The 14,474-nt window shown below is 71.2% G+C and carries 11 protein-coding genes; 7 read left to right on the top strand and 4 right to left on the bottom strand.

Annotated elements, in window-relative coordinates; genetic code table 11:
* The first annotated feature begins 225 nt into the window (after positions 1-225).
* The 5 genes from dnaA to ACSQ11_RS05685 all read left to right on the top strand — a co-directional run bounded on the left by dnaA (position 226) and on the right by ACSQ11_RS05685 (position 6,515).
* Complete coding sequence (dnaA, locus tag ACSQ11_RS05705; RefSeq protein ID WP_436006708.1) at positions 226-1,800, top strand: chromosomal replication initiator protein DnaA; 1,575 nt, start codon at positions 226-228, stop codon at positions 1,798-1,800.
* 612 nt (positions 1,801-2,412) lie between these two features.
* Complete coding sequence (gene dnaN / locus ACSQ11_RS05700; RefSeq protein WP_436003908.1) at positions 2,413-3,546, top strand: DNA polymerase III subunit beta; 1,134 nt, start codon at positions 2,413-2,415, stop codon at positions 3,544-3,546.
* A 52-nt stretch (positions 3,547-3,598) separates the two neighbouring features.
* Positions 3,599-4,711, top strand: coding sequence for a phosphogluconate dehydrogenase (NAD(+)-dependent, decarboxylating) (gene gnd, locus ACSQ11_RS05695; RefSeq protein ID WP_436003906.1), 1,113 nt, complete (start codon positions 3,599-3,601; stop codon positions 4,709-4,711).
* A gap of 9 nt (positions 4,712-4,720) precedes the next feature.
* Positions 4,721-5,917 carry a DNA replication/repair protein RecF gene (recF, locus tag ACSQ11_RS05690; RefSeq protein WP_436003904.1) on the top strand — a complete coding sequence of 399 codons (1,197 nt, stop codon included), beginning with the start codon at positions 4,721-4,723 and terminating at the stop codon, positions 5,915-5,917.
* The gene (locus ACSQ11_RS05685) at positions 5,910-6,515 is read left to right on the top strand and encodes a DUF721 domain-containing protein (RefSeq protein WP_436003902.1); all 606 of its coding nucleotides are present in this window, start codon (positions 5,910-5,912) and stop codon (positions 6,513-6,515) included. Before recF ends, ACSQ11_RS05685 begins: the two co-directional genes overlap by 8 nt.
* Positions 6,516-6,567: 52 nt before the next feature.
* Here the strand turns inward: ACSQ11_RS05685 and ACSQ11_RS05680 are convergent, their stop codons facing one another.
* The 4 genes from ACSQ11_RS05680 to ACSQ11_RS05665 all read right to left on the bottom strand — a co-directional run bounded on the left by ACSQ11_RS05680 (position 6,568) and on the right by ACSQ11_RS05665 (position 10,613).
* Positions 6,568-6,912: a hypothetical protein gene (locus tag ACSQ11_RS05680; RefSeq protein WP_436003900.1), complete on the bottom strand. Its 345-nt coding sequence runs from the start codon at positions 6,910-6,912 to the stop codon at positions 6,568-6,570.
* A 58-nt stretch (positions 6,913-6,970) separates the two neighbouring features.
* Positions 6,971-7,969 carry a hypothetical protein gene (locus ACSQ11_RS05675; RefSeq protein WP_436003898.1) on the bottom strand — a complete coding sequence of 333 codons (999 nt, stop codon included), beginning with the start codon at positions 7,967-7,969 and terminating at the stop codon, positions 6,971-6,973.
* A gap of 1 nt (position 7,970) precedes the next feature.
* A complete protein-coding gene (legP, locus tag ACSQ11_RS05670; protein WP_436003896.1) occupies positions 7,971-9,380 on the bottom strand; it encodes a Dot/Icm T4SS effector Zinc-dependent metalloprotease LegP in 1,410 nt (469 codons plus the stop codon).
* 156 nt (positions 9,381-9,536) lie between these two features.
* Entirely contained in the window at positions 9,537-10,613 is a 1,077-nt protein-coding gene (locus tag ACSQ11_RS05665) for a phospholipase effector Tle1 domain-containing protein (RefSeq protein ID WP_436003894.1), read from the bottom strand.
* Between the two features lie 138 nt (positions 10,614-10,751).
* Here ACSQ11_RS05665 and ACSQ11_RS05660 point away from each other — a divergent pair, with 138 nt between their 5' ends.
* Positions 10,752-13,055, top strand: coding sequence for a S8 family serine peptidase (locus tag ACSQ11_RS05660; protein WP_436003892.1), 2,304 nt, complete (start codon positions 10,752-10,754; stop codon positions 13,053-13,055).
* Positions 13,055-14,458: an MBL fold metallo-hydrolase gene (locus tag ACSQ11_RS05655; protein ID WP_436006706.1), complete on the top strand. Its 1,404-nt coding sequence runs from the start codon at positions 13,055-13,057 to the stop codon at positions 14,456-14,458. Before ACSQ11_RS05660 ends, ACSQ11_RS05655 begins: the two co-directional genes overlap by 1 nt.
* The last annotated feature ends 16 nt before the right edge of the window (positions 14,459-14,474 follow it).

The raw sequence follows: 14,474 nt of genomic DNA, 5'->3' as shown, positions 1-14,474 counted from the left end.
GCCAAACCCGCTACTGTCTCACCTCACGAGGGGTGGATCGGCCTACGACACGCGGGGAATTCCGGCGCGCCTCGTGCTCGAGGGCCCCGGCAGGTTGCTGCACGGGATGCCCCTTGTTAGCGTCTTTCGGCATACCCACAGTCTGTGGACAACTCTGTGGAAACATCCCCGGGGTCGCATGAGGTGTACGTCGAAAGGTTGAGTGGTCAGGTGCCGGACGTGGGGATGGACCAGATCTGGCGCACGACGCTCGACGCGCTGGACTCCGACGGGATCCCCGTCCAGCAGCGCGCCTTCCTCTCGCTGGCCAAGCTCGTCGGCCTGCTCGACGAGACCGTGCTCATCGCCGTCCCCAACGACTTCACCAAGGACATCGTCGAGACCCGGCTGCGTGAGCGGGTCACCGAGACGCTGAGCAGCCAGCTCGGCCACCCCGTCCGCCTCGCCGTCACCGTCGACCAGAGCCTGGGCGACATCCCGGTGCAGGAGCCGCCGACGACCTCGGTCGACGAGGTGCCGCACGGCGGCGCACCGATGGAGCCGCGCCCCGCGAGCGCGGCCGGCGCGATCCCCGGCACCAGTGGCAGCAGTGGCACTGGGGACGCCGACGGCCGCCGCGCCGAGCGCCGCGCCGAGCTCGACGGCATCGCCCTCGTCGACGACGACGACGACCACAACGCGGCCCGGACCGACCGGGCGACGGCCCACACGAGGTCGCCCGGCGCCCTGCGCCCGCGGCCCGGCGCCGCCGTCCCCGAGCAGGTCGAGCTCACCCGGCTCAACCCGAAGTACACCTTCGACACCTTCGTCATCGGGGCGAGCAATCGGTTCGCCAACGCCGCCGCCCTCGCGGTCGCCGAGACCCCGGCCAAGGCCTACAACCCGCTCTTCATCTACGGGGAGTCCGGGCTGGGCAAGACCCACCTGCTCCACGCCATCGGGCACTACGCCCGCAACCTCTTCCCCCACGTCAAGGTGCGCTACGTGAACTCCGAGGAGTTCACCAACGACTTCATCAACAGCATCCGCGACGACAAGGCCGCGAACTTCCAGCGCCGCTACCGCGACGTCGACGTCCTCCTCATCGACGACATCCAGTTCCTTCAGGGCAAGGTGCAGACGCAGGAGGAGTTCTTCCACACGTTCAACACCCTCCACAACGCCAACAAGCAGGTCGTCATCACGAGCGACCTGCCGCCGAAGCTGCTCAGCGGCTTCGAGGAGCGCATGCGCAGCAGGTTCGAGTGGGGCCTCATGACCGACGTGCAGCCGCCCGACCTCGAGACGCGGATCGCGATCCTGCGCAAGAAGGCCGCCCAGGAGCGGCTCAGCGTGCCCGACGATGTGCTCGAGTTCATCGCGTCGCGGATCACGACCAACATCCGCGAGCTCGAGGGTGCCCTCATCCGTGTCACGGCGTTCGCCAGCCTCAACCGGCAGCCGGTCGACATCTCGCTCGCCGAGATCGTGCTCAAGGACCTCATCCCGCACGACAGCTCGAGCCAGATCACGAGCGCGACGATCATGGCCCAGACCGCGGCCTACTTCGGGCTGACCCTCGAGGACCTCCAGGGGCAGTCGCGCTCACGGGTGCTCGTGACGGCTCGCCAGATCGCGATGTACCTGTGTCGTGAGCTCACCGACCTCTCCCTGCCCAAGATCGGCCAGCAGTTCGGTGGCCGCGACCACACGACGGTCATGCACGCGGACAAGAAGATCCGCCAGCTCATGGCCGAGCGCCGCGCGATCTACAACCAGGTCACCGAGCTGACCAACCGGATCAAGCAGCAGTCGCGCTGACCCGACCACCCGGCTCGTCGCGCTCGTCCACAGACGAGCGAGTTGTCCACAGGACCGTCCACAACTGTGGGTGCCCCGACACCGGTTCGTCACTTCGGCCCTTTGCCTCGTGACCGAGCACGCACCATCCACGGACTGTGCACAACTCTGTGGACAACTCACCCCACCCGCAGGTTGTACAAACCCTCCATCCCCAGATGCCTGTGGACAGCTGTGGACAACCACCTCGGGGAGGTGGACGGACGGTGACGGACCGGTGGACCGGAGCGGACGGCATACGGGCCGTCAACAGGCGAGGACGCGCGCTCCACACGGCGTCCACGGGTCATCCACCGGTTCAGCAGGCCGCTGACCTGCATGAATGCCGGGTTGTCCACAGGATCCACACCTCCTACAAACCTGACGAGATCCATCTATCTCCTGTCCTGCCCCGAGAACCTGCTTGTGGAACCCCGACCTCGACCCGGACGACATGACACATTCCGACTCGGGTGACCCCGCGTACCTTCGTGCACTAGGGTCATGCTTCCCGCGTTCCCGGGCCATGTCCGTGCGCGTCGTTCCTGTCGTTCCACCCCGTGCACCTCTTTCTTGAAGTTAGGTCGGTATGCCGTGAAGTTCCGCGTCGAGCGTGAAGTCCTGGCCGAGGCGGTCACCTGGGTGGCTCGTGGACTTCCTGCGCGTCCGCCCGTCCCCGTGCTCGCCGGCATCCTGCTCGAGGCCAGCGACGAGGGCACCGTGACGCTGTCGGCCTTCGACTACGAGGTCTCCGCGCGGCTCACCGTCCCCGCCGAGGTGAGCGAGTCCGGCACGGTCCTCGTCCTCGGCCGCCTCCTCGCCGACATCTCGCGCAACCTGCCCAACAAGCCGGTCGACGTCGAGGTGCAGGGCTCCAAGGTGCAGGTCACGTGCGGCTCGAGCCGGTTCAGCCTGCTCCAGATGCCCTCCGACGACTACCCGACGCTCCCCGCCTCCCCCGAGCCGAGCGGCTCGATCGACGGCCACGTCTTCACCCAGGCCGTGAGCCAGGTGTCGGTCGCCGCCGACCGCGGCGACACCCTGCCGATCCTCACCGGCGTGCGCGTCGAGATCGAGGGCGACAAGATGACGCTCCTCGCCACCGACCGCTACCGTCTCGCCATGCGTGAGCTCACGTGGAACCCCACGGACAGCGCGGCGAGCCACATCGTGCTCGTCCCGGCCCGCACGCTCGCCGACACCGCCCGCTCGCTCGGCGCCAGCGGCTCGATCGACGTCGCGCTCGGCTCGGCCGCCGGTGGCGACGGGCTCGTCGGCTTCGAGGCCGGCTCGCGCCGCACGACGACCCGTCTGCTCGACGGCGAGTACCCCAAGGTCAGCTCGATCTTCCCGTCGTCCTCCGAGACCGAGGCGGTCATCAACACCGCCGAGCTCGTCGAGGCCGTCAAGCGCGTGGCCCTCGTCGCCGAGCGCAACACCCCCGTCCGACTGCGCTTCACCGAGGGCCAGGTCGCGATCGAGGCCGGCACTGGCGAGGACGCCCAGGCCAGTGAGGCCGTCGAGGCCACGCTCAGCGGCCCCGAGATCGAGGTCGCCTTCAACCCGGGCTTCCTGCTCGACGGCCTCGGCGCCGTCGGGACCGACTTCAGCCGCCTGTCCTTCACCCAGCCGTCGCGCCCCGCCGTCCTCAGTGGACAGGCCGAGGCCGACGGCGAGGCCGACACGAGCTACCGCTACGTCATCATGCCGGTGCGCTTCGCGAGCTGAGCGGGCGTAGCCTGACGACCACTCGACCGTCTCCCACCTGAAGGGGTTGGCAATGCAACTCGGACTCATCGGCCTGGGCAAGATGGGCGGCAACATGCGCGAGCGCATCCGCCGCGCCGGCCACGAGGTCGTGGGCTACGACCGCAACCCCGACGTCTCCGACGTCAGGACCCTCGCAGCGATGGTCAAGAAGCTCGAGGCGCCCCGGACCGTCTGGGTCATGGTCCCCCACGGAGACCCCACCCGCGAGACCGTCGCCAAGCTCGGCGAGCTGCTCGACAAGGGCGACCTCGTCATCGACGGTGGCAACAGCCGCTTCACCGACGACATCGAGAACGAGAAGCTGCTCAAGTCCAAGGGCATCGGCTACCTCGACTGTGGTGTGTCCGGTGGCATCTGGGGTCTGGAGAACGGCTACGGCCTCATGGTCGGCGGCACCAAGGCCAACGTCGCCAAGGCGATGCCGATCTTCGACGCGCTGCGCCCCGAGGGGCCGCGCGACGAGGGCTTCGTCCACGCCGGCGACATCGGTGCCGGCCACTACGTCAAGATGGTCCACAACGGCATCGAGTACGGCCTCATGCACGCCTACGCCGAGGGCTACGAGCTGCTCGCCAAGAAGGACATCGTCAAGGACGTCCCCGGGTCCTTCAAGGCGTGGAGCCGTGGCACCGTCGTCCGCTCCTGGTTGCTCGACCTCATGGTCAAGGCCCTCGAGGACAACCCCGAGCTCGAGGACGTCTCCGACTACACCGCCGACTCCGGCGAGGGTCGCTGGACCGTCGAGGAGGGCATCGCCAACGCGGTGCCGATGCCGGTCATCTCGGCCTCGCTCTTCGCCCGGTTCGCCTCGCGCCAGGAGTCCTCGCCGACGATGCAGGCCGTCGCCGCGCTGCGTGGCCAGTTCGGTGGGCACCAGGTGATGACGACCGCCGAGGGCGAGAAGCTCCGCTCGGAGGCGCAGGCCGGCCCGAAGTCCGCCGACACCGCCAAGGCCAAGGCCGCCGCCAAGGAGAAGCCGACCAAGAGCGCCGCCAAGGCCGCGTCCAAGGGCCGCAAGGCCGCCTCGGCGGGCCCGTCGTCCGGCTCGGGCGCCACCGGTGCGGCCAGCGGCCCGACCTCGGGCACCGCGTCGACGCGGAAGCGCGCCGCAAAGAAGGCCTGAGCCGGTTCGGTGTTCGTCCGGCACCTCACCGTTGGCGACTTCCGGAGCTATCCGAGCGCCGAGCTCCCGCTCGACCCGGGCATCACGACGTTCGTCGGGCTCAACGGCCAGGGCAAGACCAACCTCGTCGAGGCGATCGGCTACCTCGCGTCGCTGTCGTCGCACCGGGTGTCGAGCGACGCCCCGCTCGTGCGGTTCGGGGCCGGGCAGGCGATCATCCGCGGCGCGGTCGTGCGTGATGGCCGCGAGTCGATGGTCGAGATCGAGATCAACCCCGGGCGGGCCAACCGCGCCCGGCTCAACAAGTCGGCGCTGACCCGCACCCGCGACGTGCTCGGGCAGGTCCGCACGGTGCTCTTCGCCCCCGAGGACCTCGCTCTGGTCAAGGGCGACCCGTCCGAGCGCCGGCGCTTCCTCGACGACCTCCTCGTCGCCCGCCAGCCGCGGTGGGCCGGCGCCCGCGGCGACTACGACCGGATCCTCAAGCAGCGCAACGCCCTGCTCAAGTCCGCGGCGCCGGTGCTGCGCGGCCGCGGCAAGCAGCGACGACCGGTCGAGGGCTCGGACACCGCGAGCGAGCGCGAGAGCGCGCTGCACACCCTCGAGGTCTGGAACACCCAGCTGGCCCAGGTGGCCGCTCCCCTGCTCTACGCCAGGCTGCGGCTGCTGCGCGACCTCGCCCCACTCCTGGGCAAGGCCTACGACGAGGTGAGCGCCGGGCAGTCCGATGCTCGGGTGTCGTACCGCTCCTCGCTGCGTGAGGCCATGGCGGCGCGGATCGCCGAGGGCGAGGTGCCCGAGCTCGAGGAGCTGCACGCCGAGCTGCTCGAGACCTTCGCCGAGGTGCGCTCGCAGGAGATCGAGCGCGGCGTCACCCTCGTCGGCCCGCACCGCGACGACGTCGTCCTCACCCTCGGCGAGCTGCCGGCCAAGGGCTACGCCAGCCACGGCGAGAGCTGGAGCTTCGCGCTGGGACTCAAGCTCGCGGCATACCACCTCCTGCGGCACGACCTCGGCGACGACCCGGTCCTCATCCTCGACGACGTCTTCGCCGAGCTCGACGCGGGCCGTCGCGAGCGCCTCGCGGCGATGGTGGCCGACTGCGAGCAGGTCCTCATCACAGCGGCCGTCGAGGCCGACGTCCCGCCGGAGCTGCGCGGGCGCACGTATGCCGTGTCGCTGGGTGAGGTGTCCGAGCGTGCCTGACGACACGGATCCCGTTGCGGGACAGCCCAATTCGTCGGTGGGTGGCACGTCGTCCGGCACCGGGGGCGACGGCGAGGTTTCACGTGAAACCGTCGAGGACCTGCAGTCGGCCCCGGCCGACGCCCTCTCGCGGGCCCGGGCCGCGGCGCGCGCCCGCGGGCTGCGGCCGGGGGTCAAGCCGAAGCGGCGGTTCAAGGACATGCCCGGCAGCGGCACCGGCGGCGAGGGGAGGCGCGGCGGTCGTGACCCGCAGACGCTCGGTGACGAGCTCGACGCGTTCGTCAGCGAGCGTGGCTGGAAGGTCGACGTCGCGGTCGGGTCGGTCATCGGGCGGTGGCCCTCGATCGTCGGCTCCGAGGTCGCCCAGCACTGCCAGCCCGTGGAGTTCGTCGACTCGGTGCTCACGGTCCGGGCCGACTCGACGGCGTGGGCGACCAACCTGCGGCTCATGGCCAACACCCTCATGGCCTCGCTGACCCGCGAGGTGGGCGAGGGCACGGTGAGCGAGATCCGGGTCGTCGGACCGAGCGCGCCCTCGTGGTCACGGGGGTCGCGCCGGGTCCAGGACGGGCGCGGACCGCGCGACACCTACGGCTGAGCGACAGCTCCGGCTGAGCGACACCTCCGACCGAGGGTCGGTCGAGGCCGGGTCAGCCGACGCGTCGAGGCTGGACGACGACGCTCGCCCCGTGTCCTCGGGTGAGGACGGGGTGGGCTTGGGTCGTCACGAGGTCCCCCACCTGCACCGGCGTCCCGCGGCGCGCGCTCGGCGTCACGTGGACGCGCACGACGAGGTCGGTGCCCGCCTCGACGTCGGGGACGTCGAGGTCGGCCTCGGTCGCGCCCGTCGTGTCGAGGTCCTCGACGACGGTCTCGGCGACGACGGTCGACGGTGCGTCGAGGGCGCTGACGTCCTCGACCGCGATGCGCGCGCACGCGTCGTCGGGCAGAGGCTCGCCGCTGGGCCACTCGATCCGGACGTGGACGGTGCTCACGCGTGCCTCCCTCGGGTGGTGGTGCGCCGCGACGGTGCGCTCGCGGACGGCCGACTGGTCAGCAGCATGCCGTGACCGGCGGCCACCTGGGGCGCCGCGCCGCGTCCAGATCGTTGAGCAGGCGGGCCACGGCCGCGGTCATCGGCTGCCCGGTGACCTCCTCGACGAACCGCCACTGGCCCGCCGGGTTGACCTCGAGGAAGACGTGGCGGCCGTCGGGGGTGCGTCGCATGTCGATCGCGCCGTAGCGCAGCCCCGCCACCTTGAGCAGGCGCACCAGGGCGTCCGACACGTCGTCGGGGAGGGTTGTGGGGGTCATCCGCACCCCGGCCCCCAGGTCGAGCGAGATCCGGAAGTCGAGGGGGTAGGCCAGCTCTTGGGAGTGGATGGCTGCGGCGAAGACCTCCTCCCCCACGACCGTGACCCGGAGGTCGACCTCGGCCGGCACGAGCTCCTGGAAGATCACCGGGGCGAGCGCGACGTGGTCGAGGACGGCATACTCCTCCGCTCCGACGACGCGGGTCTCGCGCCAGGTCTCCCGCGTCGCGGAGAACGCCTTGCAGATCACCTGGCCGACCCCGAGCCGGTCGACGAAGGCGCGGGCCTCGCCTGGGTCGCTGGTCACGAGCGTCCGCGGGATCTCGAGACCGGCCGCGCGGGCCGCCGGCAGCTGCCAGGTCTTCATCATCGAGGTCTCGATCGCCTTGGGCGGGCTCACCCAGGTGATGGGGAGGGCGTCCCAGAAGCCGGCCATCGCCTCGTAGGTCTCGTTGAGCGCGAACGACGCCTCGTGGGGGTCGGTGATCCTCGGGTCGGGCTCGGCGGGTCGCGGGCGACGCCACCACCCCGAGCCACAGGTCGCGAGGTCCAGCCAGCCGCCGTCGTCGAGCCGCAAACGCCAGTCGTCACCGTCGGTCGAGTGCCGCGCGGCGACCCCGACGGTGCCCGGCAGCGAGGCGGTGTCGACGACGACCGCCTCGCTGCCGATCCGGCCCAGCTCGGCCAGCATCGGCGCGAGGTGGTCGTCGCCCGCGTGTGAGACGAGCAGGATCGTCACGTCAGCCCATGCCGGTCGCGCTCACCAGCGCGTCGTAGGTCTCCTGTGCCCTCGCGAGGTCCGAGGTCGCCGCCGTGAGCGCGGTCTGGAGCGCGACGACGTTGCGCCGGGCTTCGACGACCGCGGACGCGGAGGCCTCCAGGGCGGCAGCGAGCTCGGCGTCGCCACCACCGACGTCGGCCTGGTGCCCGGTGGCGAGCAGGAAGGGCGAGAGCCGTCCGGCCAGGGGCCCCGGGTCGGGACGCGGGATCGGGAACCGCGGGAAGGGGACCGGGACGTCGTCGCGGACCTTCTTGAGTCCACCGGGCGGGTCGATGAACCGCTTCGGACCGACGATGGGGTCGTCGCGCAGCTTCTTGAGCGGGTCCGGCGTCGGCGGGTCGTCGACGAGCTTCTTGAGTCCACCGGGCGGGTCGATGAACCGCTTCGGCCGCGGCGGGCGCAGGTCGTCGACGATCTTCTTGAACCCCTCGGGCGGGTCGATGAAGCGCTTGGGCTGGGGCCCGACGGGCGCGCCGTACATGGACGCGACGGCGTCGAGGTCGCCCTGGCTCAGCGCGACCCGCTGGCCGATCTGCGCCGTGGCCGGGCTCGTCGGCGTGATGGTCTCCCGGCCGTTGCTCGAGAACGCCGTCCGCTCGTAGTGCATGATCGAGCCGTAGTCGTAGGCCCCGACGTCGTCTCCGTCGGCGATGTGCTGGTTGAAGTTGTGCTCCCGGCCGGCCTGGATGTTCTCCCAGTGGATCGTGACGAAGTGGTCGCGGTCCTCGCGGCTCTGCTCGTGCCACAGGCCGACGGCGTGTCCGATCTCGTGGATCCCACGGCCGGCGTCGCAGCCGGTACCCATCGAGATGTCCTGGCGCCCGGTCCCGCGCATGCCGACCTGCGAGGAGCAGCCCGTGCCGTGGATGAACCTCACGAAGTTGGGGAAGGACGCGGCGTTGGCCGGGGTCCGCAGGACGAACCGGATGACCGTGTTCTGCTCCCAGTGCGCGATGGCGTCGTGGACGCGCTGCTGGTCGGGCATCGCCGGGTCGATCTCGTAGGGCACCTGCCCACCGGGCCACCGGAACTGGCTGCCGGGCAGGACCACGCCCTGCTCGAGCCCCTCGCCCTGGCCACGCATGGCAGCGGTGGCGGCCTCGACCTCCTCGACGCTGCCGAGGTCGATGTCGCCTTCAAACATCGCCCGACCGTCGACGACGGCGTACTGGACGGCCTTGGGGCCGAAGGTGAGTCCGGCGATGATCGCCGTCCCGACCTCGGAGGAGCTCATGAGCTCCGGGTTGTCGCCGGTCCCCGAGGAGCCGGAGGACGACCCGGACGATGCGCCGGAGCGCGAGGCGGACTTCTTGGCGGTGCTCTTCCTGGCGTTGCCCTTCTTGGCGCCACGCCGCGGTGTCTCGGACATGCCTGTCCCCTTGCCTTGGCGAAAGGGTGGCCACGTCGGTGGCGGCCGTCAGCCGGCTCACCTCGTGACCAGCGACTGCAGCCGACGCCACCCAAGGCGCAACCTAGGACCACGCCCGGGCCGGGGCAATGGGCCGGACGGCCCTTGCCCGGGACGTCACTTCGGGGTCTTGCCAGATGGTCCTTCCGGGCCCCTCCGCTCGAACCACTGCGGGTCGTCCCAGCGGTGCCGCGCCGGAAGACGGGAGGCGTATGCCGGGTCGCGCGTCACGCGGTCCTGGACACTCGCGTGGACCACGGCGTCGTCGGGCAAGGTGCGGCGGCGGTAGCCGAGCAGGGCCCAGGTCCGGCCCATGTCGTGGATCCGGCCGTGCGCGAACTCGCGCTCCACGGCCAGCGCCGCGGCATACGGCTTGGGCAGGACGAGGAGGTCCCACGCGACGGCGTCCTCGACCATCCACTTGAGGGCGATGTCGGAGAGCTCGTGGTCCTCGAAGGTGCCCCCGACGTCGGAGTGCACGCCGGCGAACCACACCTCGGACAGCGACCGCGCCGGGGCGTTCTTCGCGGGCCGCGCGACGTCGTGGACGAGGTACTCCTCGAACGGTCGGCGCTTCTCGTCGATGGAGACCGCGTGCCGGATCCGGTCGACGTTGGGGAGCTGGCGGGTGTCGGGCCACTTCAGGCCGCCACGGAGCATGCCGGCAGCCTTCACCGTGTCCCAGATGCCGAGGTAGTGGACCCGCAGCCCCATCCGCCCGTCCGCCCCGCGACGGGAGAGGGCACTGCCGAACTGACCCAGCCGCACCCAGTCCGGGTCGCGCGACGTGAACAGGCTGACGGCATACGGGACGAGGTTCTGGGCACCGTCGCGCAGGAGGCCGAGTTTGAGGAGCATCCCGCAGAGGGCCCGCGCCGTGTAGGCGCCTCGGCTGAAGCCGAAGACGAAGATGTGGTCGCCGTCCTCGTGGTGGCGCATGAGGAACTCGTAGGCCTCGCCGAGGTTCTCGCGCAGCCCCAGACCGAACCCGAGACCGAGGACCTTCGTCGTGGCCTGGCCCCACGGGGTCCACGACCGTGACGACCCCATCGTCCCGACGCCCGGGTCGTAGTAGCCGACCTGGCGAGCCGCGTCGGAGAGATCGAGGAGCGAGAACAGCCGCACGACGCTCGTGTTGTCGCGGGCCTGGACCTGGTTCCCCGTGCCGTCGAAGCAGATGACGATGTTTTTCATCGTTTCGCCCTTCTCCGTGCCGAGCTGAGGTCCATCATCGTGGGAGAGGCGAGGTTCTGTCAGCGAAATGCACCGCTGGCCGGTGCACACGACGAGAGTCACGAGGAGTCACGGGGGGCCGGGCGCAAGGGGTCACTCATGAAGCCTGCTGAGGTCAGGGCTCTCAACCCCCGCCTGTCCCCGAAGCTCGACGTCTTCCTCGGCGGCTCCGACGAGGTCAACGCCGGCCGAGCCGAGCAGTGCCCCTCGGTCGCGATGTCGACGGTCGCCTCGCCGTCCGGTGGCTGGAGCGGCTCGGGTGGCTCGGGTGGCTCGGGTGGCTCCGGGTCGTGGGTCTCGGGTGCCCCGGCGACGAGGGGTGACTCGGCGGCCCCGGGGCTGGCGACCGGAGACGCCGGACCTGCGCCGGGACCCACGCCGGGACCCACGCCGGCGCGCGAAGGTGGCGACGACGGACCGGCCCGCTCGATCCGGATCCTGCCCGCGGCCAAGGTGGCCCGGCTCGCCGCCACGCTGCCGCAGGACGTCACGCCGACCCAGGTCGGCTTCTCGCTCTTCGTCCAGATCGACCGTGACCTCGACCCGGTGGCACATGCCGACGCGGTCGCGGCCGTGCAGGAGTGCGCGACCAGGGTCCGGTGGAAGCTCGACATGGCCTCGGTCGAGGTGCCCGCAGGACAGGTGGCCCGGCTGCTGCAGATCCCCGGCGTCTCGTACGTCGAGCCGGGCCAGTCGTTGCGCGGACCCGAGCCGGCGGTCGGTGCGCAGACCCGGGCGCCGGACCGCTCGGCCCGCCGGGTCGCGTCGGAACGGCGTCGGCACAAGGACGGGCTCGACGTGCTCGTCGGCATCATCGACGTGGGCGGCTTCGACTTCGCTCACCCGGACTTCCTCGACGGCGACACGACGCGGTGGGTGGCGATCTGGGACCAGGGCGGAACGACCCGGCCGCCGCCGCCGTCGGCGCGACGCGACGACCGCGAGGCGATGGGCTATGGCTCGGAGATCCTCGCGAGCCACATGAACGCGGCCCTCAAGGCGTCGGCGACACGGCACATGGCGGCCACCGCGCTCGAGCCGCAGTCGCAGATGGCGGTCGCCTCGCACGGCACGCACGTCGCCTCGATCGCGGCGGGGAACCGGGGGGTCGCCCGCCGCGCCCTCATCGCCGGGGTGCTCGTGGCGCTGCGACCCGAGGACAAGGAGGCGGCGTCGAGCTTCTACGACTCGACCCGGATCGCCGACGCCGTCGACTACCTCCTCGACCTCGCCGCCCGGCTGGGGCAGGAGCGTCACCCCGACGGGAGCCCTCTCCCGGTCTCGATCAACATCAGCCTCGGCACCAACGGGCACGCGCATGACACCTCGAGCTCGATGGCGCGCTGGATCGACAACGCGCTCGCGACCCGCGGGCGGTGCGTCTCGGTGGCGGCCGGCAACGCCGGGCAGGTCGAGCCGCGCTGGGCCGACGACCGCGACTACGTCAAGGGCCGCATCCACGCCGGCGGCTCGCTGCCGGCGACGAGCCTGCGCCACGAGCTCGAGTGGGTCGTCGGGGGCGAGGACATCCTCGACGTGTCCGAGAACGAGCTCGAGATCTGGTACGGCCCCCAGGACCGCTTCGACGTCGAGGTCAAACCACCCGGTATGCCGTGGATCCCGAAGGTCTCGCAGGGCTCGAAGATCCGCAACCAGATCCTCGACAACGGCACCGTGCTCAGCATCTACAACGAGGCCTACCACCCGGCGAACGGGCTCAACCGGATCTCGGTCCTCCTGTCGCCGTTCTTCGGCGAGGTCGCGGCCGACGGCTCCCGGGCGCTGGGCCCGATCGCGTCCGGCTCGTGGCGCGTCCGGCTCACCGGTGTCGTCGTGCGGGACGGCAGGTTCGACGCCTGGATCGAGCGCGACGACCCGGTGAGGCTCCCGGGGACGGGCAACCAGTGGCGCTATCCGTCCTCGTTCGGTCCCGGTTCCTACACCAATGACCGGATGATCAGCTCGCTCGCCTGCGCCGACCGGATCCTCTCGGTGGCCAACGCCGACCTCGGGCGCAGCGCCGCCCACGTGACGTCGAGCCGGGGACCCACGCGCGACGGGCGCTCCAAACCCGACATCGCGGCGGACGGGACCGAGGTCGTCGCGGCACGGGGGTTCGACGCGCGGTTCCCGTGGATCGAGATGACGGGGACGAGCATGGCCTCGCCCTACGTCTGCGGGGTCGCGGCGCTCATGCTCGGGGTCTCGCCGACCCTCACGTCGGCCCAGATCCAGGGGATCATGCGCTCCACCTCCTCCCCGCTGCCCGGCCAGACCTTCGGGTGGCGCAACGACACCGGCTTCGGCGTCATCGACGCCGAGTCGTGCCTCACCCGGACCCGCGAGTTCGCGGACATGCACCTCGCGATGCTCAAGGACGAGCGGCGCAAGGCGGCGAAGTGATGCGGCTCAGGGCGTTCTTCGCCGGGGACGGCGACTGCCTCCTCGTGACGACCGGGGACGGACACCACGTGCTCGTCGACGGTGGCCGCACCGCGTCGTTCCGCGAGAACACCCGGCCCGCGCTCGCCGAGCTCGCGACGGCCGGCGAGAAGGTGGACCTGCTCGTGGTGAGCCACGTCGACGCCGACCACATCTCCGGGGTCATCTCGCTGCTCAAGGAGGTCGCCGCCTGGGAGGTCCACGACTACCAGGTGGGTGAGGGGGCGAACCCCACGCACCCGGCTCCCGTGACACCCCGGCCGCCGACGGTGGTCGGCCTGTGGCACAACGCGTGGCGCGCCCAGCTCGGCGATCTCGAGGGCCCGGTTGCCGCTCTGGCGTCGACCGCCGCCGAGGCGCTCTCACTCGCCGCGGCCGAGGTGGAGGAAGAGTCCGGTGCGGGCCGGATGGCGCTCGACGACCTGTCCGGCCTGGCCGAGAGCATCAGCGACGGGGTGACCCTGCTCCGCCTCGCCGACGACGAGACACCCGTGCTCCGCAACGCTGCCTTCGACCAGGGCCTCGTCATGCTGCGCTCGCCGGTTCACGTCGAACGGGTGGGGTCGGCGACGCTTCAGGTGCTCGGTCCCGCCGAGGTCCACCTCAAGAAGCTGCGCGAGGAGTGGCGTGCCTGGCTCGACCGGCAACCCGCCTCGGTCAAGGACGCCGGCGGCCGCCCCGGAGCGGCCGGCGGAAGGCCTGGAGGCGGGACCGGAGGCGCTGCGGGCCAGGGCACGGCAGCCAGCACCCTGCCCATGTCTCCCCCGCAGGCCCGTGACCTCGTGCGTGACGTGGCCCGGGCAGCCGACACCGCGGCGCAGGGCCACGAGCCGGACCCCACGGCGACGCCGGCGCTCATCGAGCACCTCAGCCCGACGGGGGTGACGACGCCCAACTCGGCCTCGATCATCCTGCTCGTCGAGGAGGCGGGTCGCACGCTGCTACTCAGCGGGGACGCCGCCGAGGACGAGATCCTCGACGGGCTCACCGCCGCCGGGCACCTCACCGACAGCCAGCCGTTCTGGTGCGACGTCGTCAAGGTCCAGCACCACGGCTCCGAGCACAACCTCAGCACCCGGTTCGCGCGCAGCGTCCTTGCCGGGCACTACGTCTTCAGCGCCGACGGCGCCCACGCCAATCCCAACCCCTCGGTCGTGAGGACCCTCGTCGAGACCCGGGCGCAGGTCGACCCGCGACCGTTCACCGTGTGGTTCACCTGCTCCGAGCAGCGCACGATCCCGCAGCGACGCAAGGCGATGCGCGCGGCCCTGGACGAAGCACGACGGCTGGAGGCACGGCATACGGGGCAGGTGACCGTGCGCGTCCTCCCGGACGACCAGCCGTTCCTCGAGATCGAGGTGTAGCCCACGCAGGAGGAGA

Origin of the sequence: Knoellia sp. LjRoot47, assembly GCF_964253435.1 — a bacterium.
GTDB lineage: Bacteria > Actinomycetota > Actinomycetes > Actinomycetales > Dermatophilaceae > Knoellia.
This window is presented reverse-complemented; position numbering and strand designations above follow the sequence as displayed.

Bases quoted from the DNA above. Each gene is read 5' to 3' on its own strand.
- ACSQ11_RS05665 (WP_436003894.1), bottom strand. From the start codon at position 10,613: ATGAAAAACATCGTCATCTGCTTCGACGGCACGGGGAACCAGGTCCAG.
- gnd (WP_436003906.1), top strand. From the start codon at position 3,599: ATGCAACTCGGACTCATCGGCCTGGGCAAGATGGGCGGCAACATGCGC.
- ACSQ11_RS05660 (WP_436003892.1), top strand. From the start codon at position 10,752: ATGAAGCCTGCTGAGGTCAGGGCTCTCAACCCCCGCCTGTCCCCGAAG.
- legP (WP_436003896.1), bottom strand. From the start codon at position 9,380: ATGTCCGAGACACCGCGGCGTGGCGCCAAGAAGGGCAACGCCAGGAAG.
- dnaA (WP_436006708.1), top strand. From the start codon at position 226: ATGGACCAGATCTGGCGCACGACGCTCGACGCGCTGGACTCCGACGGG.
- ACSQ11_RS05655 (WP_436006706.1), top strand. From the start codon at position 13,055: ATGCGGCTCAGGGCGTTCTTCGCCGGGGACGGCGACTGCCTCCTCGTG.